Origin of the sequence: Micromonospora sp. NPDC047812, from assembly GCF_040704175.1 — a bacterium.
GTDB lineage: Bacteria > Actinomycetota > Actinomycetes > Mycobacteriales > Micromonosporaceae > Micromonospora.
In genome coordinates this window covers 470,838-496,257 of record NZ_JBEYRY010000004.1, presented here as the reverse complement: position 1 = coordinate 496,257, position 25,420 = coordinate 470,838, and the positions used below count along the sequence as shown (strand labels likewise).

2 protein-coding genes are annotated in these 25,420 nt (G+C 76.4%); both read left to right on the top strand.

Features of this window, described 5'->3' with window-relative positions; all coding sequences use genetic code 11:
- The first annotated feature begins 39 nt into the window (after positions 1-39).
- Positions 40-11,226: a type I polyketide synthase gene (locus AB0883_RS19870; RefSeq protein ID WP_366642638.1), complete on the top strand. Its 11,187-nt coding sequence runs from the start codon at positions 40-42 to the stop codon at positions 11,224-11,226.
- A 46-nt stretch (positions 11,227-11,272) separates the two neighbouring features.
- Positions 11,273-25,399, top strand: coding sequence for a type I polyketide synthase (locus AB0883_RS19865; RefSeq protein ID WP_366642637.1), 14,127 nt, complete (start codon positions 11,273-11,275; stop codon positions 25,397-25,399).
- Positions 25,400-25,420 lie beyond the last annotated feature (21 nt).

Genomic DNA, 25,420 nt, shown 5'->3' with positions numbered 1-25,420 from the left:
CGCCCGGGGACCTGTGGTGTCACGAGAAAGCGAGATGTCATGGCGGACGAAGAGCGGCTGCGCGAGTACCTGACGCGGGTCGTCGCCGAACTTCAGCAGACCCGCCAACGGCTGCGCGAGGTCACCGCCGAGGAGTCCGAGCCGGTGGCGATCGTGGCGATGAGCTGCCGCTACCCGGGCGGCATCACCTCGCCCGAACAGCTGTGGGAGTTCGTCTCGTCCGGTGGGGACGCCATCGGCGACTTCCCCACCGACCGGGGCTGGGACCTGGAGCGGCTCTACCACGCCGACCCGGACAACGCCGGCACCTCGTACACCACCTCCGGTGGGTTCCTGCACGACGCGGGGCAGTTCGACGCCGCGCTGTTCGGCATCTCGCCGCGCGAGGCGGTCGCCATGGACCCGCAGCAGCGGCTGCTGCTGGAGGTCACCTGGGAGCTGTTCGAGCGGGCCGGCATCGCCCCGCTGTCGCTGCGCGGCAGCCGCTCCGGCGTCTTCGTCGGCACCTCCGGCCAGGACTACGCAGCCGTGCTGCACCGGGCGCCCGGCGTCGAGGGGTACGTGCTGACCGGCACCGCCGCCAGCGTGGTCTCCGGCCGGCTGGCGTACACGTTCGGGCTGGAGGGCCCCACGGTCACCGTGGACACCGCCTGCTCGTCGGCGTCGGTCGCCATCCACCTCGCCTGCCAGGCGCTGCGCCAGCGCGAGTGCGGCCTCGCCCTGGCCGGCGGGGCGACCGTGCTGGCCACCCCCGGCCCGTTCGTCGAGTTCTCCCGGCAGCGTGGGCTCGCCGCCGACGGCCGGTGCAAGTCGTTCGCCGCGTCCGCCGACGGCACCGGCTGGTCCGAGGGCGTCGGCATGCTGCTGCTGGAACGGCTCAGCGACGCCCGCCGCAACGGCCACCCCGTGGTCGGGATCATCCGCAGCTCCGCGGTGAACCAGGACGGCGCGTCCAACGGGCTCACCGCCCCCAACGGCCCGTCCCAGCAGCGGGTCATCCGGCAGGCCCTGGCCGGCGCGAGGCTCACCCCCGACCTGGTCGACGTCGTCGAGGCGCACGGCACCGGCACCACCCTCGGCGACCCGATCGAGGCCCAGGCCCTGCTCGCCACGTACGGCCGGGAACGCGGCGACGCCGCGCCGCTGCTGCTCGGCTCCATCAAGTCCAACATCGGCCACACCCAGGCCGCCGCCGGCATCGCCGGGGTGATCAAGATGGTGGAGGCGATGCGGCACGGGATCGTGCCGGCCACCCTGCACGTCGACGAGCCCACCCCGCACGTGGACTGGTCCGCCGGCGCGGTCACCCTGGTCACCGAGGCCACGCCGTGGCCGGCCGTGGACCGGCCGCGCCGCGCCGCCGTGTCCTCCTTCGGCATGAGCGGCACCAACACCCACCTCATCCTCGAACAGCCCGAGCCGGCCCGCGCCGAGGCCGACCGGCCGGAGGCGCCCGCGCCCGCGCCGGTGCTGCTCACCGGCCGCACCCGCACCGCGCTGCGCCGCCAGGCCGAGCGCTGGTCGGCCTACGTCGCCGACGACGCGGACCTGCGCCCGGCCGACGTCGCCTGGACCTCGGTGGTCTCCCGCTCGCCCCTGGAACACCGGGCTGTCGTCCTCGCCGACGACTCCGAAGGGCTGCTCGCCGCCCTGCACGCCCTCGCCGAGGACCGGCCCGCCCCCGGCCTGGTCACCGGCGCCGCCGCCGAACGCGGCGGGGTCGCGTTCCTCTTCTCCGGCCAGGGCGCCCAGCGCGCCGGCGCCGGCCGGGAACTGTACGAGACGTACCCGGTCTTCGCCGAGGCCCTCGACGAGGTCTGCGCCCACCTCGACCACCGGCTGCCCCGCCCGCTGAAGCCGCTGCTGCACGCCGAGCCCGGCACCGACGAGGCCGCGCTGCTCGACCAGACCGTCTTCACCCAGGCCGCCCTGTTCGCCGTCGAGGTGGCGCTGCACCGGCTGCTCGGCTCCTGGGGACTGGCCCCCGACATGGTCGCCGGGCACTCCGTCGGCGAGCTGACCGCCGCCCACGTCGCCGGCGTGCTCAGCCTCGACGACGCCTGCGCCCTCGTCGCCGCCCGGGGCCGGCTCATGCAGGCGCTGCCCGCCGGCGGCGCGATGCTCGCCGTCGCCGCCGACGAGGCCCGCGTCGCCGAGTCGATCGCCGCGCTGACCGACCGCGTCGCCGTCGCCGCCGTCAACGGCCCCGCCGCCGTCGTCGTCTCCGGCGACGGCGCGGCCATCGACGAGCTGGCCGACCTCTGGACCGGCCGGGGGGTGAAGGTGCGGCGGCTGCGGGTCAGCCACGCCTTCCACAGCCCGCTGATGGAGCCGATGCTCGCCGAGTTCGCCGCCGTCGCCGCCGGCCTCGACCTGCGCGCCCCCACCCTGCCGGTGGTGTCCAACCTGACCGGCGAGCTGGCCGACCCGGCGCAGCTCACCGACCCCGGCTACTGGGTGCGCCACGTCCGGGAGGCGGTCCGCTTCGCCGACGGCGTACGCACCCTGCGCGCCCACGGCGTCGGCACCTTCGTGGAGGTCGGCCCCGACGCCGTCCTCACCGCCAGCATCGAGCAGACCCTCGCCGGGGCCGAGGCCGGTGACGCCGCCCCCGCCGTGGTGGTGCCGGTGCTGCGCCGGGACCGCCCGGACCGCCGCGCCCTGCTCGCCGCCCTCGCCCAGCTCCACGTCGCCGGCACCCCGGTGCGCTGGGCGGACCTCCTCGCCGACCGGCCCGGGCGGCTCGTCGGCCTGCCCACCTACCCGTTCGAGCGGCAGCACTACTGGGTGCCGGCCGAGGCGCCCGCCGACGAGACCACCGCCGGCGGTGCCGGCGCGCTCGACCGGCGGTTCTGGGCGGCCGTCGAACGCGCCGACCTCGACGCGCTGCGCGACACCCTCTCCGTCACCGACCCCGCCGCCGCCGAGTCGCTGCGTACCCTGCTGCCCGTCCTCGCCGACTGGCGGCGGCAGCGGCAGGAACACTCGGTCATCGACGGCTGGCGCTACCGGGCCGACTGGCAGGTCACCGCCGAACCCGCCCCCGCCCGGCTGGCCGGCACCTGGCTGCTGGCCCTGCCCGCCGGCGGCGCCGACGACCCGGCGGCGCGGGCCGTCCGGGCCGCGCTGACCGGCGCCGGTGCCGACGTGCTGCCGCTGACCGTCGAGCCGGACGCCGACCGGGCCGGCCTCGCGGCGTCCCTCGCCGGCACCGACCCCGCCGGCGTCGTCTCCCTGCTCGCCGCGCAGCCGCCCGCCGACGACGCCGTCCTGCCCGGCCTGGCCGCCACCCTCGCGCTCGTGCAGGCGCTCGGCGACGCCGGCCTGGACGCGCCGCTGTGGCTGGTCACCCGGGGCGCGGTCGCCGCCGCCTCGTACGACCGGCTCACCGATCCGGCGCAGGCCGCGATCTGGGGCCTCGGCCGGGTGGTCGGCGTCGAGGCGCCGCACCGCTGGGGCGGCCTGGTCGACCTGCCGCCGGAGCCCGACGACCGGGCCGCCACCCGGCTCGCCGCGATCCTCACCGGATCGACCGGCGAGGACCAGCTCGCGGTACGCGGCCCCGGCGTCTTCGCCCGCCGCCTCGTCCGCGCCGCCCTCGGCGACCGCCCGCCGGCGCGCCGGTTCACGCCCACCGGCACCGCCCTGATCACCGGCGGCACCGGCGGACTCGGTGCCCGCGCCGCCCGCTGGCTCGCCGCCGCCGGAGCCGAACACGTCGTGCTGGTCAGCCGGCGTGGACCCGACGCCCCCGGCGCCGCCGAGCTGGAGGCCGAGCTGACCGGCCTCGGGGCCCGGGTCACCGTCGCCGCCTGCGACATCGCCGACCGGTCCGCCCTCGCCGGGCTGCTCGACCGGATCGAGGCCGACGGCCCGCCGGTGCGTACCGTCCTGCACACCGCCGGCATCGCGCAGGCCACCCCGCTGGCGGAGGTCACCCCCGCCGAGCTGGCCGAGGTGACCGTCGGCAAGACCGCCGGCGCCGCCCACCTCGCCGACCTGCTCGCCGACCGGGAACTGGACGCCTTCGTCGTCTACTCGTCCATCGCCGCCACCTGGGGCAGCGGCGGGCAGGCCGGGTACGCGGCCGGCAACGCCTACCTGGACGCGCTGGTGCAGCGGCGGCGGGCCGAGGGCCGGGCCGGCACCGCCATCGCCTGGGGACCCTGGTCCGACGGCGGCATGCACGCGGCGGACGCCGAGCGCGACCTGCGCCGCCGGGGCCTGCCCGCCATGGACCCGACCGTGGCCATGGGCGCGTTGCAGCAGGCCCTCGACCACGATGACGTCACCGTGACGGTGGCCGACGTGGACTGGTCCCGGTTCGCCCCCGCGTACGCCTCCGCCCGTCGTCGGCCGCTGCTGGAGGGCGTACCGGAGGCGCGGGCCGCCCTCGACGGCGGCGTCGCGGTCGACGACGGCGACGAGGGCCCCGCGGCGACCCTGCGCCGGCGCCTCGCCGGCCTGGCCCCGGCGCGGCGTGAGGAGGCCGTCGCCGACCTGGTCCGGGAACTCGCCGCCGACGTGCTCGGCCACGACGGCGGGGCCGCGGCCATTCCCGCGACCACCGCGTTCCGTGACCTCGGCTTCGACTCGCTGACCGCGGTGGAGCTGCGCAACCGGCTCGTCGCCGCCACCGGGCAGGCGCTGCCCACCACCCTGGTCTTCGACCACCCCACCCCGGTCGTACTGGCCCGGCTCCTGTTCACCGGCCTCTTCGGCGCCGACGCCGACGCCGGGTCGGCCCACGTCGCCGCCCCGGCCGCCGTCGACGACGACGAGCCGGTGGCCATCGTCGCCATGGCCTGCCGCTACCCCGGCGGCGTCGACGACCCCGAGCGGCTGTGGCGCCTCGTCGCCGACGGCGTCGACGCCATCGGCGACTTCCCGACCGACCGGGGCTGGGACCTCGACCGGCTCTACGATCCCGACCCGGCCAACCCCGGCACCACCTACGCCGACAAGGGCGGCTTCCTGCACGGGGCGGCGGAGTTCGACCCGGGTTTCTTCGGTATCTCGCCCCGCGAGGCGGCGGCGATGGACCCGCAGCAGCGGTTGCTGCTGGAGGTCTCGTGGGAGGCGGTCGAGCGGGCAGGGGTTGAGCCTGGGGTTCTTCGGGGTTCGCGAACAGGGGTGTTCGTGGGCACGAATGGTCAGGACTATGGGGCCCTGCTCATGGCTGCGGGGGAGCAGGCCGAAGGGTTCGGGGCCACGGGCAACGCCGCCAGTGTGGTGTCGGGTCGGGTGGCGTACGCGTTGGGGTTGGAGGGGCCGGCGGTGTCGGTGGACACGGCGTGTTCGTCGTCGTTGGTGGCGTTGCACCTGGCGGTGCAGTCGCTGCGGCGCGGCGAGTGCGACCTCGCCCTCGCCGGCGGCGTCACGGTCATGGCCACCCCCGGCACCTTCTTCGAGTTCTCCCGGCAGCGCGGCCTGGCCGCCGACGGCCGGTGCAAGGCGTTCGCGGCGGCCGCCGACGGCACCGGCTGGGGCGAGGGCGTCGGCGTGCTGCTCGTGGAGCGGCTGTCGGACGCCCGGCGCAACGGCCACGAGGTACTGGCGGTCGTGCGGGGCAGCGCGGTCAACCAGGACGGCGCGTCCAACGGGCTGACGGCCCCGAACGGCCCCTCCCAGCAGCGGGTGATCCGGCACGCCCTCACGGGTGCCCGACTGGCCACGGCGGACGTGGACGTGGTCGAGGCGCACGGCACGGGCACGACGCTCGGCGACCCGATCGAGGCGCAGGCGCTGCTCGCCACCTACGGGCAGGGCCGCGACGGGCACGCGCCGCTGCTGCTCGGCTCGATCAAGTCCAACATCGGGCACACGCAGGCCGCCTCGGGGGTGGCGGGTGTGATCAAGATGGTGCTGGCGATGCGGCACGGCATGGTGCCGGCGACGCTGCACGTGGACGAGCCGTCCCCGCACATCGACTGGACCTCCGGCGCGGTGGAGTTGGCGACGGAGTCGCGGCCGTGGCCGGCGGTGGACCGGCCCCGTCGGGCGGCGGTGTCGTCGTTCGGCATGTCCGGCACGAACGCCCACGTCATCATCGAGCAGGCCGACGAGCCGTTCGAGGTCGCCGCTCCGGCCGAGCCCGGCCCGGGCCTGGTGGCGTCGGACGTCGTGGTGTGGCCGGTGTCGGCGCGGTCGAAGGGCGCCCTGTCCGGTCAGGCGGCCCGCCTGGCGGAGTTCGTGCGTGGGCGCGGCGAGATCGATCCGGCGGCGGTGGGCTGGTCCTTGGCGACGACCCGGTCGGTGTTCGACCAGCGCGCCGCCGTGGTCGGGTCGACTGTCGAGGATTTGCTGGCGGGGCTCGACGCTCTGGCGTCGGGGTCGCCGGCCGGCAACGTGGTCGCCGGCGCGGCCTTGTCGCACGGTGCGGGTGCGGTGTTCGTGTTCCCGGGTCAGGGTGCGCAGTCGGCGCGGATGGCGGCGGGCCTGGTGGGTCGTGCGCCGGTGTTCGACGCGCGCCTGGCGGAGTGCCAGCGGGCCCTCGCCCCGTACCTGGACGTGGACCTGGTCGCGGTGCTCACCGGCGACGACGAGTCGTGGTTGGCGCGGGTCGAGGTCGTGCAGCCGGTGCTGTGGGCCGTGGGCATGGCCCTGGCGGCGGTGTGGCAGCACGCGGGGGTGTCCCCGGCTGCGGTGATCGGTCACTCGCAGGGCGAGATCGGTGCGGCGTGCGTGGCCGGGATCCTCAGCTTGGAGGACGCGGCGAAGGCCGTGGCGTTGCGCTCCCGCGCTTTGACGGTGCTGCGGGGCACCGGCACGATGGCGTCGATCGACTTGTCCGCCGGTGCCGTGGCCGCGCGGCTGGGCGCGTTCCCGGGCGTGGGTGTCGCGGCCGTCAACGGCCCGTCCACCGTGGTGGTGTCGGGTCCGCCGCAGCCGGTCGCGGACCTCGTGGAGTCCTGCCTGGCCGACGGGGTGCGGGCGCGGTTGATCCCGGTGGACTACGCGTCGCACTCGGCGGCGGTGCAGGAGGTCGCGGAACAACTCCGCGCCGACCTGGCCGACGTCACCCCCCGCCAGGGGCACACCCGGCTGGTGTCGACGTTGACCGGGGACTGGGTCGACCCGGCGTCGATGACGGCGGACTACTGGTACGACAATCTGCGGCAGACGGTGCGCTTCGACGCCGCCGTCCGCGTGGCGGTCGCCGCCGGGCACACCACGTTCGTGGAGATCTCCCCGCATCCGGTGCTGACGATGCCGGTCACGGCGATCCTCGACGACGCCGGCGCCACCGGGCACACTTTGGGCAGCCTGCGACGCGGCGACGACGACGCGACGCGGCTGCTGACGAACCTCGCCACCGCCCACGCCATCGGCCTGCCCGTCGACCTGACGGCCGTCCTCGCCCGGACCGGCACCGTCGCGCTGCCCACGTACGCGTTCGAGCGGGGACGCTTCTGGCTGGAGGCCCCCGCGCACCGGGTGCGCGACGTCGGCTCCGCCGGCCTCCAGGACACCGACCACCCGCTGCTCAGCGCGGCCGTGCCCGTCGCCGACGACCAGACGGTGGTGCTGACCGGGCGGCTGTCGGTGCGTACCCACCCGTGGCTGGCCGACCACGCCGTCGGCGGGACGGTGATCGTCCCCGGCACCGGCGTGGTCGACATGGTGGTCCGGGCCGGCGACGAGGTCGACGCCGGACAGGTGGGCGACCTGACGCTGATCAACCCGCTGGTGCTCCCGCCGGCCGGCGCGGTGCAGGTGCAGGTGCGGGTGGGCCCGCCCGGCGACACCGGCGAGCGGAGCGTCACCGTGCACTCCCGCCCCGAGGAGGACGCCGACGCCGAGTGGATCCGGCACGCCGAGGGCCTGCTGCTGCCGCACCTGCCCGCCCCGACGGTCGTACCGGGGCAGTGGCCGCCGGCCGACGCCGTCGAGGTCGACGCCGACCTGGACGCCTGGTACGCCGAGATGACCGACGGCGGCCTCGGCTACGGCCCGGCCTTCCGCGGCCTGCGCCGGGTGTGGCGCGGCGACGACGAGGTCTACGCCGAGGTGGCCCTCCCCGAGGAGGCGACCGCCGACGCGTCCCGGTACGGGCTGCACCCGGCCCTGTTCGACGCGGCCCTCCAGGCCAGCGGGATCACCGCCCTGCTCGGCGACCCGGCGGACGCCTCCGGGACGGGCTGGATGCCGTTCGCCTTCCGCGCGGTCGCCTTGCACGCCCACGGCGCCACCCGGCTGCGGGCGCGGCTGCGGTCGCTCGGCCCGGACACGGTCGCGGTCACGCTCGCCGACACCGCCGGCCAGCCGGTCGCCACCGTCGAGTCGCTGACCTTCCGTCCGGTCGCCGCGGGCCGGGCCGACGAGGCCGCCGCCCTGCGCCGCACGTCGGTGTTCCACCTGGACTGGACGCCGCTGCCGCGCACCGACGCGCCGGCGGGGGAGCCGGTCCGCTGGGCGCTGCTCGGCGACGACACCCTCGACCTCGCCGGAGCGCTCACCGCGGCCGGGCACCGGGTGCGGGCCCACGCCGACCTGGCCGCACTGGTCGCCGAGGCCGGGGACGTACCCGACGTGGTGCTCGACCTGCGCTTCGGCGCGGAGCCGGACCCGGAGCGGGCCGGCGAGGCCGCGCACGACGCGGCCCGCGACGCGCTCGCGCTGGTGCAGCAGTGGTTGGGCGAGCCTCGGCTGGAGGGGGCCCGGCTGGTCCTGCACACCCGGGGGGCGGTCGGCGCCGCCCCGGGCGAGGCCCCCCGCGACCTGGCCCGGGCGAGCCTGTGGGGCCTGGTGCGCTCCGCGCAGTCCGAACACCCCGGCCGGTTCACGCTGCTCGACACCGACGACGCCGCCGCCTCCCTGGCGGCGGTCCCGGCGGCCGTCGCCTCCGGCGAGCCGCAGCTCGCGGTCCGCGACGGCGCGCCGCTGGTGCCCCGGCTGGCCCGGGCGCGCGACGCCGGGGTGCTGCCGCTGCCCGCCGACGAGGTGCCGTGGCGCCTCGACGTCACCGAGAAGGGCACGCTGGAGAACCTGGCCCTGCTGCCCGTCCCCGGAGCGACCGGGGAACTGCCGGCGGGCCACGTCCTGGTCGGGATGCGCGCCTCCGGGCTGAACTTCCGCGACGTCGTGCTGGCCCTCGGCATGGTCCCCGACCAGGAGGTGCTGGGCAACGAGGGCGCCGGCGTGGTGCTCGGCGTCGGACCGGGGGTCACCGACCTCGCCCCCGGCGACCGGGTGATGGGCATCTTCTCCGGCTCGTTCTCCTCGGCCGCGGTCACCGACCGCCGGCTGCTCACCCACATCCCCGACGGCTGGTCGTACACCGACGCCGCCGCCGTGCCCGTGGTCTTCCTGACCGCCTGGTACGGCCTGGTCGAGCTGGCCCGGCTGCGTGCCGGGGAGTCCGTGCTCGTCCACGCGGCGGCCGGCGGCGTCGGCATGGCCGCCGTGCAGATCGCCCGCCACCTCGGCGCGGAGGTCTACGGCACGGCCAGCCCCGGCAAGTGGCCGGCGCTGCGCGCCACCGGCTTCGACGACGCGCACCTCGCCTCATCCCGCAGCCTCGACTTCGCCGGGGAGTTCACCCACCGCACCGGCGGGCGGGGCGTCGACGTGGTGCTCAACGCGCTCAGCGGCGAGTACGTCGACGCGTCGCTGCGGCTGCTCGCCGACGGCGGCCGGTTCGTCGAGATGGGCAAGACCGACAAGCGTGACCCGGAGCAGGTCGCCGCCGCGCATCCCGGCGTCAGCTACCAGGTCTTCGACCTCATCGAGGCCGGCCCGGAGAAGATCGGCGCGATGCTGGGCGAGCTGATGGCGCTCTTCGCCGCCGGGGCGCTGCGGCCGCTGCCCCGGCGTACCTGGGACGTCCGGCGCGCCCCCGAGGCGTTCCGCTTCCTCAGCCAGGCCCGGCACGTCGGCAAGCTCGCCCTGAGCGTCCCGCAGATGCCCCGGCTCGACGGCACGGTCCTGGTCTCCGGGGCGACCGGCACCCTCGGCGCGCTGCTCTGCCGCCACCTGGTCACCGCGCACCACGCCCGGCAGCTGCTCCTGGTCAGCCGGCGCGGCCCGGACGCCGAGGGCGCCGACGAGCTGCTCGCCGACCTCAAGGCGCTCGGCGCGGATGTGTCGATCGTCGCCGCCGACCTGGCCGACCCGGACGCCGTGGCGGACGTGTTGTCCATGGTGGACCGACGGCACCCGCTGCGCGCCGTCGTGCACGCCGCCGGGGTCCTCGACGACGCCACCGTCGAGTCGCTCACCCCGGACCGTCTCGACGCGGTGCTGCGGCCCAAGGTCGACGTGGCCTGGAACCTGCACCGGGCGACCCTCGGCCACGAGCTGAGCGCGTTCGTGCTCTTCTCCGCCGCCGCCGGCGTCTTCGGCGGCCCCGGCCAGGGCAACTACGCCGCCGGCAACGCGTTCCTCGACGCCCTCGCCGAGCACCGGCGGGCCCTCGGCCTGCCGGCGGTCGCGCTGGCCTGGGGCCGCTGGGCCCAGGCCAGCGGCATGACGGGGCACCTCGACTCGGCCGACATCCGCCGGCTCGACCGGGGTGGCATGGCCGCACTGTCCAACGACGAGGGCCTCGCCCTGTTCGACGCGGCCTGGCGCTCCGAGCGGGCGACGCTGATGCCCGCCAAGATCATGACGGGGGTGGCGGCGCCCGGGGCGCCCGTCCACCCGCTGCTGACCAACCTGGTCCGCGCCGCCGGCCGCCGGGCCGCGGCCGGCGAGGCCGCCGACGGGCAGGCGTACGCCGAGACGCTGCGCGCCCTGCCCGACGACAAGCGGGTACGCGCCCTGCGCGACCTGGTGCTGTCGCACGTGGCGGTCGTCCTCGGCCACGGCGACCCGGGCGGCATCGAGCCGACCCGCGCGTTCCGGGAACTCGGCTTCGACTCGCTCACCGCCGTCGAGCTGCGCAACCGGCTCGGCGCGGCCACCGGGCTGCGGCTGCCGGCGACGCTGGTCTTCGACAACCCGACGCCCGAGGCGCTCGCCGCCCACCTGGCCGGGCAGTTCGCCCCGGCGGCCCCGGCGGGCGAGCCGTCGACGGCGGGCCGGGAACTCGACCGGCTGGAGGCGGCGCTCGTCGGGCTCGACCCGACCGACGACGAGTTCCGCCGCATCACCGACCGGCTGCACGGCCTGCTGGACCGGCTGACCGAGCGGCAGGCGGACGCGGACGGCGACGACGACGACCTGGAGTCGGCCACCGCCGAGAACATCTTCGACCTGATCGACCGCGAGCTGGAGACGTCGTGACCACCAGCCGCAACGACATCGGCATGCCGAGTGAGGTAGGTCCACGGTGAGCAACGAGGACGAGAAGTACGTCGAGTACCTGAAGCGTACGACCTCGGAGCTGCGGCGTACCCGGCGTCGGCTGCGCGAGCTGGAGACCCGGGACTCCGAGCCCATCGCCATCGTGGCGATGAGCTGCCGCTACCCCGGCGGGGTCGACAGCCCCGAGGCGCTGTGGCAGCTCGTGCGCGACGGCGGCGACGGGATCGGGCCGTTCCCCGCCGACCGGGGCTGGGACCTGGAGAACCTCTTCCACCCCGACCCCGACCACCCGGGCACCAGCTACGTGCGCGAGGGCGGCTTCGTCTACTCCGCCGCCGACTTCGACGCCGACCTGTTCGGCATCTCGCCGCGCGAGGCCGTCGCCATGGACCCGCAGCAGCGGCTGCTGCTGGAGACCTCCTGGGAGGCGTTCGAGCGGGCCGGGCTGCCGCTGCCGGCCGTACGGGGCAGCCGCACCGGCGTCTTCGTCGGGGCGTCCTCGCACGGCTACGACGGCATGATGGCGCAGGCCGAGAACGGCGAGGGGCACCTGCTCACCGGCAACGCCACAAGCGTCATCTCCGGCCGCGTCGCGTACACCCTCGGGTTGGAAGGGCCGGCGGTCACCGTCGACACCGCCTGCTCGTCCTCGCTGGTCGCCATCCACCTGGCCGCCCAGGCCCTGCGCAACGGCGACTGCGAGCTGGCGCTCGCGGGCGGCGTGACGGTGATGCCCACCCCGGCGGTCTTCGTCGGTTTCAGCCGGCAGCGCGGCCTCGCCGCCGACGGCCGGTGCAAGGCGTTCGCCGCCGGCGCGGACGGCACCTCCTGGTCCGAGGGCATCGGCATGCTGCTGCTCACCCGGCTCTCCGACGCGCAGCGGCACGGGTACCCGGTGCTCGCCGTGGTGCGCGGCAGCGCCGTCAACCAGGACGGCGCGTCCAACGGGCTCAGCGCCCCGCACGGCCCGTCGCAGGTGCGCGTCATCCGCCAGGCCCTGGGCAACGCCCGGCTCACGCCCGAGCAGGTCGACGTGGTGGAGGCCCACGGCACGGGCACCCGGCTCGGCGACCCGATCGAGGCGCAGGCGCTGCTGGCCACGTACGGGCAGGACCGCGACGACGCCGCGCCCGTGCTGCTCGGGTCGGTGAAGTCGAACATCGGCCACACCCAGGCCGCCGCCGGCGTGGCCGGCGTCATCAAGATGGTGATGGCGATGCGGCACGGCGTCGTGCCGCCCACCCTGCACGTCGACGAGCCGTCCCCGCACATCGACTGGACCGCCGGGGCGGTCACCCTCGCCACCGCCGCGACGCCCTGGCCCGCCGTGGACCGGCCGCGCCGGGCCGCCGTGTCGTCGTTCGGGGTGTCCGGCACCAACGCGCACACCATCATCGAGCAGGCCCCGGCCGACGCCGAGGCCGAGGCGGAGCCGACCGCGCCGACGAAGCGCACGGTGGCGCCCGTGCTGCTCTCCGCCCGCTCCGACGCCGCGCTCGCCGCCCAGGCCGGCCGCTGGGCCGCCCGGTTCGCCGCCGACGACACCCTGCGCCCGCTCGACGTGGCCTTCTCGTCGGTCACCTCCCGCTCCACCCTGGACCGGCGCACCGTGGTCGCGGCGACCGACCGCGACGACCTGCTCGCCGGGCTGCGCGCCCTCGCCGCCGGGGAACCGGCCGGCACCGTCGTCGCCGGCGCCGGGTCGCCGCGCGGCCAGTTCGCGGTGCTCTTCTCCGGCCAGGGCGCGCAGCGTGCCGGCATGGGCCGGGAGCTGTACGCCGAGTTCCCCGTCTTCGCCGCCGCCCTCGACGAGGTGTGCGGGTACCTGGACCGGGCCCTGCCGCGCCCCCTGCGCGAGGTGCTCTTCGCCGCCGAGGGCTCGGCCGAAGCCGAGCTGCTGGACCGGACGGTGTTCACGCAGGCCGGCCTGTTCGCCGTCGAGGTGGCGCTGTTCCGCCTCGTCGAGTCGTTCGGCATCGCCCCCGACCTGGTCGCCGGCCACTCGATCGGCGAGGTCACCGCCGCGTACGTGGCCGGGGTGCTGTCGCTGGAGCACGCCTGCGCGCTGGTGGCGGCGCGGGGCCGGCTGATGCAGGCGCTGCCCTCGGGCGGCGGGATGCTGGCCGTCGCGGCGACCGAGGCCGAGGTGCTGGCCACCCTGGACGGTCTGGCCGACGTGGGGATCGCCGCGGTCAACGGGCCGTCGTCGGTCGTGGTCTCCGGCGCCGTCGACGCCCTGGACGAGGTGGAGCGCGGCTGGCGGGAGCGGGGCGTACGCACGCGCCGGCTCACGGTCAGCCACGCGTTCCACAGCCCGCTGATGGAGCCGATGCTCGCGAGGTTCCGCGCGGTCCTCGACAGGCTGGAGTTCGCCGCGCCGTCGCTGCCGGTGGTGTCGAACGTGACCGGGGCGCTCGCCGACGCCGACGAGATCCGCACCGCCGACTACTGGGTGCGGCACGTCCGCGAGGCCGTCCGCTTCGCCGACGGGGTCGCCGCGCTGCGCGCCGCCGGGGCGGACACGTTCCTGGAGATCGGGCCGCGCAGCGTGCTGACCGCGATGGTCGGCGACGCCCTGCCGGGCGGGGACGGCGTGCTCGCCGTGCCGGCGCAGCGCGGGGACCGGCCCGAGGCGCAGGGGCTGCTGGCCGGGCTGGCCGAGCTGCACGTGCGCGGGGTGGCCGTGGACTGGCGGCCGTGGTTCGCCGACACCGGCGCCCGCCGGGTGGACCTGCCGACGTACGCCTTCCAGCACCAGCGCTACTGGCCGGAGGTCGGCGGCACCGCCGGAGTGGCCGCGCCGACCGACACCGCCGAGGGGGACTTCTGGGCGGCGGTGGAGCGCGGCGACCTGACCGGGGTCGCCGCCCACCTGGCCGTGCAGGACGACCCCGCGGCGGTCGAGGCCCTCGCCCCGGCCGTACCGGTGCTGTCGTCGTGGCGGCGGGCCCGGCAACGCGACGCCGTGGTGGACGGCTGGTCGTACCGGGTCGACTGGGAGCCGGTCCGCCCCGCCGCCGCGCCGGCGCTGACCGGCCGCTGGCTGGTCGTCACCGCCGACGCCGACGACGCCGGGGTGGCCGGGACGCTGACCGGCGCCGGTGCCCACGTCGACGCCCTCACCGTCGCCCCGGGCGTCGCCCGCGCCGAGCTGACCGGGCTGCTGCGCCACCACGGCGACCAGGGCTGGACCGGGGTGCTCTGCGTGCTGCCCGCGCACGATCGGCCACTGCCGGACGCCCCGGCCGTCTCCGCCGGCGCCGCGCTGCTGCTCACCCTCACCCAGGCGCTCGCCGACGCCGGACTGCCCGGCCGGCTCTGGTGCCTCACCCGAGGCGCCGTCCGCGTCGGCGGCGGCGAGACCCTCGCCGACCCGTGGCCCGCCCTGGCCTGGGGCCTGGGCCGGGTCGTCGCCCTCGAACAGCCCGACCGCTGGGGCGGCCTGGTCGACCTGCCGGCCCGCGCCGACCGCACCGCCGCCGACGCGCTGCTCGCCGTCCTCGCCGACGCCGGCCACGACCAGGTGGCGATCCGCCCGCAGGGCGTCCTCGGCCGGCGGCTGGTGCCGGCCGCGCCGCCCGCGGGTGCGGGTTGGCGGCCCGCCGGGACGGTGCTGGTGACCGGCGGTACGGGTGCGTTGGGTCGGCACGTGGCCCGCTGGCTGTTGGCCAACGGGGCGGCCGAGGTGGTGCTCGCCTCGCGGCGGGGCCCGGCGGCGCCGGGCGCGGCCGAGCTGGTCGACGAGTTGGGTGCGGTCCGGGTGGTGGCGTGCGACGTCACCGACCGGGCGGCGGTCGACGCGCTGGTGGCGGGGCTGTCGGACCTGACCGCCGTCGTGCACACCGCCGGGGTGGTCGACGACGGCGTCCTCGACGGGCTCGACCTGACCCGGATGCAGACCGTCCTCGACGGCAAGGTCCGCGCCGCCCGGGTGCTGCACGAGGCCACCGCCGACCGGAACCTCGACGCGTTCGTGCTCTTCTCCTCCCTCGCCGGGGTCATCGGCAGCGCCGGACAGGGCAACTACGCGGCCGCCAACGCGTACCTCGACTCGTTCGCGGCCTGGCGACGCGACCAGGGACTGCCGGGCACCGCCATCGCCTGGGGCGCCTGGGCCGAGGACGGCATGGCCGCCGCGCTGACCGCCCGGCTCGCCCGGGGCGGGGTCAACGCGCTCCCCGTCGCCGAGGCCGTCACCGCCCTCGGCCGGCTGGTCAACACCGCCGAGCCGGCCGTCACCGTCGCCGACGTCGACTGGGGACGCCTCGCCGCCTCCTGGGGCCGGCCGACGCCACTGATCGCCGCCCTGCCCGGCGTGCCCGCCGTGCCCACCGGCCCCGCCCGCGCCGTGGTGGTCGGCCGGTCCCTGCCGCAGCTCGCCGACCTTGTGCGCACCCAGGCCGCCGTCGTGCTCGGCTACCCGGCCGGGCAGCCGCTGCCCGACCGCACCTTCCGCGACCTCGGCTTCGACTCGCTCACCGCCGTCGAGCTGCGCAACCGGCTGACCGCCGAGACCGGCATGACCCTGCCCGCCACGCTGGTCTTCGACCACCCCACGGTCGCCGAACTCGCCGCGCACCTGCACGGCCTCACCGCCGGGCACACCACCGGCGAGGTGGTCGCCGACGGCACGGGCCGCGACCGCGAGCCCATCGCCATCGTCGCGATGAGCTGCCGCTTCCCCGGCGGCGTCACCTCGCCCGAGCAGCTGTGGGACCTGGTGGCCACCGGCACCGACGCGATGAGCCTGATGCCCGGCGAGCGCGGCTGGAACCTCGCCGAGCTGTACCACCCCGACCCCGAACACCTCGGCACCAGCTACGTCCGCGAGGGCGGCTTCGTCGCCGGGGCCGGCGAGTTCGATCCGGCCTTCTTCGGCATCAGCCCCCGCGAGGCCCTCGCCATGGACCCGCAGCAGCGGCTGCTGCTGGAGGCCACCTGGGAGGCGTTCGAGCGGGCCCGCATCGACCCGACCGCCCTGCGCGGCAGCCGCACCGGCGTGTACGTCGGCACCAACGGCCAGGACTACGGCTCGCTGCTGATGGCCACCGGGGACGTCGACGAGAACTACCTCGCCACCGGCACCTCCGCCAGCGTCATCTCCGGCCGGCTGGCGTACACCTTCGGGCTGCACGGCCCGGCCGTCACCGTCGACACCGCCTGCTCGTCGTCGCTCGTCGCGATGCACCTGGCCGCGCAGGCCCTCCAGACGGGCGAGTGCGACCTCGCCCTGGCCGGCGGCGCCACCGTGATGGCCACCCCCGGCATCTTCGTCGGCTTCTCCCGCCAGCGCGGCCTCGCCGCGGACGGCCGGTGCAAGCCGTTCGCCGGGGCCGCCGACGGCACCGGCTGGGGCGAGGGCGTCGGCCTGCTGGTGCTCCAGCGCCTCTCCGACGCCCGCCGCGACGGCAACCCGGTCCTCGCCGTGCTGCGCGGCAGCGCCGTCAACCAGGACGGCGCCTCCAACGGCCTCACCGCCCCCAACGGCCCCGCCCAGCAGCGGGTGATCCGGCAGGCCCTGGCCAACGCGGGCCTGACCGCCGACCAGGTGGACGCCGTCGAGGCGCACGGCACGGGCACCACGCTCGGCGACCCGATCGAGGCGCAGGCGCTCATCGCCACGTACGGCCAGGACCGTCCCGCCGACCGGCCGCTGTGGCTCGGCTCGGTGAAGTCGAACATCGGGCACACCCAGGCCGCCGCCGGTGTGGCCGGGGTGATGAAGATGGTGCTGGCGATGCGGCACGGGGTGCTGCCGCCCACCCTGCACGTGGACGAGCCCACCCCGCACGTCGACTGGAGTGCCGGCAGCGTCGAGCTGCTCACCTCGGCCCGGCCGTGGGAGCCGGTCGACGGCGTACGCCGCGCCGCCGTGTCCTCGTTCGGCATCAGCGGCACCAACGTGCACACCATCCTCGAACAGGCCCCCACCGACGAACCCGAGCCCGAGCCGGCGGCCGACGGGCCGACCGGGGAGCTGCCCTGGGTGCTCTCCGGGCGCACCGTCGACGCCCTCACCGCCCGCACCCGGGACCTGCTCGACCACCTCGATACGGTCGACGACGACGAACTCGCCGACGTCAGCTGGTCGCTGGCCGCCACCCGCGCGTCCCACGACCACCGCGCCGTCGTCTTCGCCGCCGACCGGGACGAGCTGACCGCGGCCCTCGACTCGCTCGCCGCCGGCCGGCCCACCCCGCAGACCGTCACCCGTGCCCCCGGCACGCCGGGCGAGGTCGCCTTCGTCTTCCCCGGCCAGGGCTCCCAGTGGGTCGGCATGGCCGCCGAACTGCTCGACACCGCCCCGGTCTTCGCGGAGAAGTTCGCCGCCTGCGCCGAGGCGCTGCGCCCGTACGTCGACTGGTCGCCGACCGACGTGGTACGCGGCGCGCCCGACGCCCCGTCCCTGGAGCGCGTCGACGTCGTGCAGCCCACCCTGTTCGCGGTCAGCGTCTCGCTCGCCGCGCTCTGGGAGTCGTACGGGGTGCGCCCCTCCGCCGTCGTCGGCCACTCGCAGGGCGAGATCGCCGCCGCGTACGTCGCCGGTGGCCTCACCCTGGACGACGCGGCCGCCGTGGTCGCCCTGCGCAGCCGGATCATCGCCGGCATCGCCGGGGACGGCGGCATGGTCTCGGTCGCCACCACCGCCGACGAGGCCACCGCGACGATCACCCGCTGGGCCGGCCGGGTCGCCCTGGCCGCCGTCAACGGGCCCACCTCGGTCGTGGTCTCCGGCGACAGCGCCGCCCTCGACGAGCTGGTCGCCCACTACGAGTCCCGCGAGGTGCGGGTGCGCCGCGTCCCGGTGGACTACGCCTCCCACTCCGCCCACGTCGAGCAGCTGCGCGAGCAGCTCCTGGAACTGCTCGCCGGGCTGCGGCCGGCCACCGGCGAGGTCCGGTTCCGCTCCACGGTCGAGGGGGACTGGCTCGACACCGCCGTCCTCGACGCCGGCTACTGGTACCGCAACCTGCGGCAGACCGTCCGCTTCGACGAGGCGGTGCGCAGCCTCGTCGCCGCCGGCTACCAGACCTTCGTCGAGGTCAGCGCCCACCCGGTGCTGACCATGGCCGTGCAGGAGAGCGTCGAGCTGGCCGCCGCCGACCCGGGCGCGGTCACCGTCACCGGCAGCCTCCGCCGGGGCGAGGGCGGCCTCGGCCGCTTCCTGCGCGCCGTGGCGGAGGTCTGGACCGGGGGCACGCCGGTGGACTGGCGGCCCGCGTTCACCGGCCTCGCCGGACGCCGCCGCGACCTGCCCACGTACCCGTTCCAGCGGCAGCTCTACTGGCCGCAGCCGTCCGCCACCCCCGCCCCGACCGCCGGCGTCGCCGGCCCGGTGCCCGACGACGAGGTCGACGCCCGGTTCTGGGCGGCCGTCGAGGCGGAGGACCTGACCGCGCTCACCGCCGAACTCGCCGGCGCGACCGAGTCGGAGCCCGTGCCGGACGCCGCGTTCGCCGACGTGCTGCCGGTCCTCGCCGCCTGGCGTCGCCGGCACCGCGACCAGGCCACCGTGGACTCCTGGCGGTACCGGGACAGCTGGACACCCGTCGCACCCGACGCCGCCGGCGAGCCCGCCGTCACCGGCACCTGGTGGCTGCTCACCGGCCCCGACGACACCGGCGCGGCCGAGGCCGCCTTCTGCGCCGAGGCCTTGCGGCGCCACGGCGGCACCGTCGTACCGCTGGCGCTGGACACCGACCGCACGGACCGCGAGGCGCTCGCCGCCCGGCTGCGCGACCTGGCCGACGGTGGCGCCCGCCCCGCCGGGATCGTGTCGCTGCTGCCGCTCGACGAGACGCCCGCCCCGGCGCACCCGTCGGTGCCGGTCGGCTTCGCCGGCACCGTGACCCTCGTGCAGGCGCTCGGCGACGCCGGCGTCCGCGCACCGCTGTGGTGCCTCACCCGGGGTGCCGTCGCCACCGGCCCGGCCGACCCGCTGCCGCACCCGCTCCAGCAGCTCACCTGGGGCTTCGGCCGGGTCGCCGCGCTGGAGCACCCGGACCGCTGGGGCGGCCTCGTGGACCTCCCCGACGAGCTCGACGACGCGGCCGGCCGCCGGCTGGTGCGCGTCCTCGCCGGCGCCGACGGGGAGGACCAGGTCGCGCTGCGGTGGGCCGGCGCGTTCGGCCGGCGGCTGCTGCACGCCCCGCTCGGCGACGCCCCCGCGCCGCGCGCCTGGCGGCCCTCCGGCACCGCCCTGGTCACCGGCGGCACCGGCGCGCTCGGCGGCCACATGGCCCGCTGGCTCGCCGCCAACGGCGCCGCGCACCTGGTGCTGGTCAGCCGGCGCGGCCGGCAGGCCGAGGGCATCGCCGACCTCGAGGCCGAGCTGGTCGCGCTGGGCGCCCGGGTCACCGTCGCCGCCTGCGACGCCGCCGACCGGTCGGCGCTGGCCGCCGTCCTCGCCGACCTGCCGCCCGAGCACCCGCTGACCACCGTCGTGCACACCGCCGCCGTCCTCGACGACTCGGTGATCAACTCGCTGACCCTGGAGCAGGTCGACTACGCCCTCAGCGCGAAGGTCACCGCCGCGCTGAACCTGCACGAGCTGACCCGCGAGCTGGACCTCGACGCGTTCATCCTGTTCTCCTCGATGGCCGGCACCGTCGGCAGCTCCGGCGTGGGCAACTACGCCCCCGGCAACGCGTTCCTCAACGCCCTCGCCGAGCACCGGCGTGCCCTCGGCCTGCCCGCCACCTCCATCGGCTGGGGTGCCTGGGGCGGCGGCGGCATGGCCGACGGCGAGTTCGGCCGGATGCTGCACCGCCACGGCGCGCCCGAGATGCCCCCGCGGCTCGCCGTCGCGGCCCTGCACCAGGCCGTCGAGCACGACGAGACGTTCCTGACCATCTCGAACATCGCCTGGGACCGGTTCTTCGTCGCCTTCACCGCCACCCGGCCCGGCCCGCTGATCTCCGAGATCCCCGAGGCGCAGCGGTTGCAGGCCACCAAGGGCCTGGCCGAGACGAAGGAGACCGACGAGGCCGGCCCGGCCGGCGCGTTCACCCGGCTGAGCGCCGCCGAGCGCCAGCAGGCGCTGCTCGACCTGGTCCGCGACCAGGCGGCCACCGTCCTCAAGTACGCCGACGGCCAGGCCGTCGACCCGCACCACGCGTTCCGGGACCTCGGGTTCGACTCGGTGACGGCGGTGGAGCTGCGCAACCGGCTCGCCACCGCCACCTCGCTGCGGCTGCCGGTGACCCTCGTCTTCGACTACCCGTCGCCGACCGCGCTCGCCCGGCACCTGCACGAGGAGTTGGGCGGGGAGGCCGCCGTGGCGGCGGAGACCGCCCCGGTGACGCTCGGCGACGACGAGCCGGTGGCCATCGTCGCCATGTCCTGCCGCTTCCCCGGCGGGGCGAACGACCCCGAGCGGTTCTGGCAGATGCTGCACGCCGGCCGCGACGCCGTGTCCGACCTCCCCGGCGATCGGGGTTGGGACGTCGAGCGCCTCTACGACCCCGACCCCTATTCCACCGGCACCTCCTACGTCCGCAGCGGCGCCTTCCTCTACGAGGCGGCGGAGTTTGATGCCGGTTTCTTCGGTATTTCGCCCCGCGAGGCGTTGGCCATGGATCCGCAGCAGCGGTTGTTGCTCGAGGTTTCGTGGGAGGCGGTCGAGCGGGCAGGGGTTGAGCCTGGGGTTCTTCGGGGTTCGCGAACAGGGGTGTTCGTGGGCACCAATGGTCAGGACTATGGGGCCCTGCTGATGGTGGCGGGGGACGAGGTGGAGGGCTTCGCGGGGACGGGCAACGCCGCGAGTGTGGTGTCGGGTCGGGTGGCGTACGCGTTGGGGTTGGAGGGGCCGGCGGTGTCGGTGGACACGGCGTGTTCGTCGTCGTTGGTGGCGTTGCACCTGGCGGTGCAGTCGCTGCGGCGCGGCGAGTGCGACCTCGCCCTCGCCGGTGGCGTGACCGTGATGTCGACCCCCGGGTTGTTCGTGGAGTTCTCCCGGCAGCGAGGCCTGGCCGCCGACGGCCGGTGCAAGGCGTTCGCGGCGGCCGCCGACGGCACCGGCTGGGGCGAGGGCGTGGGCATGCTGCTCGTGGAGCGGCTGTCGGACGCCCGGCGCAACGGCCACGAGGTACTGGCGGTCGTGCGGGGCAGCGCGGTCAACCAGGACGGCGCGTCCAACGGGCTGACGGCGCCGAACGGCCCGTCGCAGCAGCGGGTGATCCGGCAGGCGCTAGCGTCGGCACGGTTGTCGACGGCGGACGTGGACGTGGTCGAGGCGCACGGCACCGGCACGACGCTCGGCGACCCGATCGAGGCGCAGGCCCTGCTGGCCACGTACGGGCAGGAGCGCGACGAGCCGCTGCTGCTGGGATCCGTGAAGTCGAACATCGGCCACACCCAGGCCGCCGCCGGCGTCGCCGGCGTGATCAAGATGGTGCTGGCGATGCGGGAGGGCGTGGTCCCGGCGACGCTGCACGTGGACGAGCCGTCCCCGCACATCGACTGGACCTCCGGCGCCGTCGAACTGGCGACCGAGTCGCGGCCGTGGCCGGCGGTGGACCGGCCGCGCCGGTCGGCGGTGTCGTCGTTCGGCATCTCCGGCACCAACGCCCACGTCATCATCGAGCTGCCCGAGGACCTGCCCGCCGAGAGCGCGGAGCCCGACGGCGAGGCCGCCGCGGACCGCGGCCCGGGACTCGTGGCCTCCGACGTCGTCGTGTGGACGGTGTCGGGGCGGTCGAAGGGCGCCCTGGCCGGTCAGGCCGCCCGCCTGGCCCGGCACGTACGCGAGCGCGGCGAGGTGGACCCGGCGGCGGTGGGCTGGTCCCTGGCCACGACCCGGTCGGTGTTCGACCAGCGGGCCGCCGTGGTCGGTGCCAACGTGGCGGACCTGCTGGCGGGGCTGGACGCCCTGGCCGCCGGCGCGCCGGCGGGGAACCTGGTCACGGGTACGGCCTCGGGGACCGGTGCGGTGTTCGTGTTCCCGGGTCAGGGTGCGCAGTCGGCGCGGATGGCGGCGGGCCTGGTGGGTCGTGCGCCGGTGTTCGACGCGCGTCTGGCGGAGTGTCAGCGGGCCCTCGCCCCGTACCTGGACGTGGACCTGGTGTCGGTGCTGACCGGCGACGACGAGTCGTGGTTGGCGCGGGTCGAGGTCGTGCAGCCGGTGCTGTGGGCCGTGGGTATGGCCCTGGCGGCGGTGTGGCAGCACGCGGGGGTGTCGCCGGCTGCGGTGATCGGTCACTCGCAGGGCGAGATCGGTGCCGCGTGCGTGGCCGGGATCCTCAGCTTGGAGGACGCGGCGAAGGCGGTCGCCCTGCGGTCGCGGGCGCTGACGGTGCTGCGGGGCACCGGCACGATGGCGTCGGTCGACCTCTCCGCCGATGCCGTGGCCGCGCGGCTGGGCGCGTTCCCGGGTGTCGGGGTGGCGGCCGTCAACGGCCCGTCCACGGTGGTGGTGTCGGGTCCGCCGCAGCCGGTCGCGGACCTCGTCGAGTCCTGCCTGGCCGACGGGGTGCGGGCGCGGTTGATCCCGGTGGACTACGCGTCGCACTCGGCGGCGGTGCAGGAGGTCGCGGAGCGGTTGCGCGCCGACCTGGCCGACGTCACCCCCCGCCAGGGGCACACCCGGCTGGTGTCGACGTTGACCGGGGACTGGGTCGACCCGGCGTCGATGACGGCGGACTACTGGTACGACAACCTGCGGCAGACCGTGCGGTTCGACGCCGCCGTGCGCGTGGCCGTTGCCGCCGGGCACACCACGTTCGTGGAGATCAGCCCGCATCCGGTGCTGACGATGCCGGTCACGGCGATCCTCGACGACGCCGGCGCCACCGGGCACACTTTGGGCAGCCTGCGGCGCGGTGACGACGACGCGACGCGGCTGCTGACCAACCTCGCCACCGCCCACGCCATCGGCCTGCCCGTCGACCTCGGCACGGTCCTCGCCGAGACGGACCCGGTGGCGCTGCCCACGTACGCCTTCGACCGGAGCCGCTTCTGGCCGACCGCGACGACCGGGCAGGACGGCGCCGAGGAGACCCCGAGCGGCGTCGACTCCGCGTTCTGGGCGGCCGTCGAACGGGAGGACCTGGCCGCGCTCGCGGAACTCACCGAGCAGGAGGCGGCGGAGTCCCTGGAGCGGCTGGGCGCCGCCCTGCCGGTGCTCGCCTCCTGGCGGCGCCAGCAGCGCAACCGGTCCACCCTGGACGACCTGAGGTACCGCAGCGTCTGGCAGCCGTACACCGGGACACCGGTCAGCTTCCTCCCCGGCGCCTGGTGGGTCGTCGCCGACGAGCGGCACCCGGAGGAGGGCGAGGCCGCGGTGGTCGAGCTGACCCGCCGGGGCGCCGACGTCCGACTGGTGCTGGTGCCGGAGAACCTGACCGACCGGGCCGCCCTCACCGCGCACCTGACCGGCGCCACCCGCACCGCCGACGGCGAACCGGCCCCGGTGGACGGGGTGCTGTCGCTGCTCGCCCTCGCCGACGGCGCGGTCGACGACACCCAGCCGGTGCCGCCCTTCCTCGCCCGCTCCCTGGCGCTGATCCAGGCGCTCGGGGACCTCGACGTCGCCGCGCCGCTGTGGTGCGTCACCCGGGGCGCCGCCGGCACCACCCGGAGCGGAACGCCCGGCCGGCCGGAGCAGTCGCTGCTCTGGGGCCTCGGCCGGGTCGTGGCCCTCGAACACCCCGAGCGGTGGGGCGGCCTGGTCGACGTCCCAGCCACCCTCGACGACCACGGCTGGGACCTGCTCTGCGCCGCGCTCGCCGGCCTCGACGGCGAGGACCAGCTCGCGGTCGACGGCGCCACCATCCTCGTACGCCGGCTGGTGCGCTCGCCTGGCGGTGAGACCGCCACCGACGAGGCCGGCTACCCGGGCACGACCCTGGTCACCGGCGGCACCGGCGCGCTCGGCGCGGAGGTGGCCCGCTGGCTGGCCGCCCGGGGCGCCGAGCACCTGATGCTGGTCAGCCGTCGCGGCGCGGACGCCCCCGGCGCCACCGAACTGGCGCGGGAACTGACCGAGGCGGGCACCCGGGTGACCGTCGCGGCCTGCGACGTGGCCGACCGGGCGGCGCTGGCGAAGCTGCTCGACGAGGTGCCCGCCGACGCGCCGCTGACCAGCGTGGTGCACGCGGCCGGCGTCCTGGAGGACGGGGTGCTCGACGGGCTTACCGCCGACCGCCTCGCCACCGTCCTGCGACCCAAGGTGCTCGGCGCCCTGCACCTGCACGAGCTGACCGTCGGGCGGGAACTGCGCGCGTTCGTGCTGTTCTCCGCGATGGCCGGCCAGCTCGGCGCCGCCGGTCAGGGCAGCTACGCCGCCGCCAACGCCTACCTCGACGCCCTCGCCGAGCAGCGGCACCGGCAGGGCCTGCCGGCCACCTCGGTCGCCTGGGGTCCCTGGGCGGCCGGCGGGATGGCCGCCACCGACCAGGCCGTGGAGGAGCGTCGTCGGCGTACCGGCGTGGCCCGCCTCGACACCGGGCCCGCGCTCACGGCGCTCGCGCAGTGCGTCGCGCGGGGCGAGCCGGCGACGATGGTGGCCGGCATCGACTGGGCCCGGTACGTGCCCGGGTTCGTCGCCGTCCGGCCCAGCCCGCTCATCGCGGGCGTGGCCGAGGCGCGGCGGGCGGTCGCCGAGCGCGCCGAGGACACCGGCGTGTCCGCGGAGTCCCTGGCCGCCCTGCTCGCCGGGCAGACCGACGCCGAACGACGCAAGACCCTGCTGGAGCTGGTACGCGGGCAGGCCGCCGCGGTGCTCGGACACGCCTCGATGGACGCCGTGGAGCCGGACCGGGCGTTCCGCGAACTCGGCTTCGACTCGCTGACCGCCGTGGAGCTGCGCAACCGGCTCACCGCGGCGACCGGCGTCCGGCTGCCCGCCACGGTCGTCTTCGACTACCCGACCGCCGCCGGGCTGGCCGAGTACGTGCGGGCCGCGATCGTCGACGGCGGCGTGGTCGGGGTCGCACCGGTCTTCGGTGAGCTGGACAGGTTGGAAGCGGCGCTCTCCGGCTCGGCGCCGGACCGAAGCGCCCGGATTCGGATCACCGAGCGGCTGCGGGCGCTGCTGGCCTCCCTCAACGAGGCCGACGCGCCGGCGGACGGCGACACCGTCGCCGAGAAGCTCCAGGACGCGACGCCGGACGAGGTCTTCGACTTCATCGACCGCGAGCTGGGGATGTCCTGACGTGATCGCTGCTGCGACGAC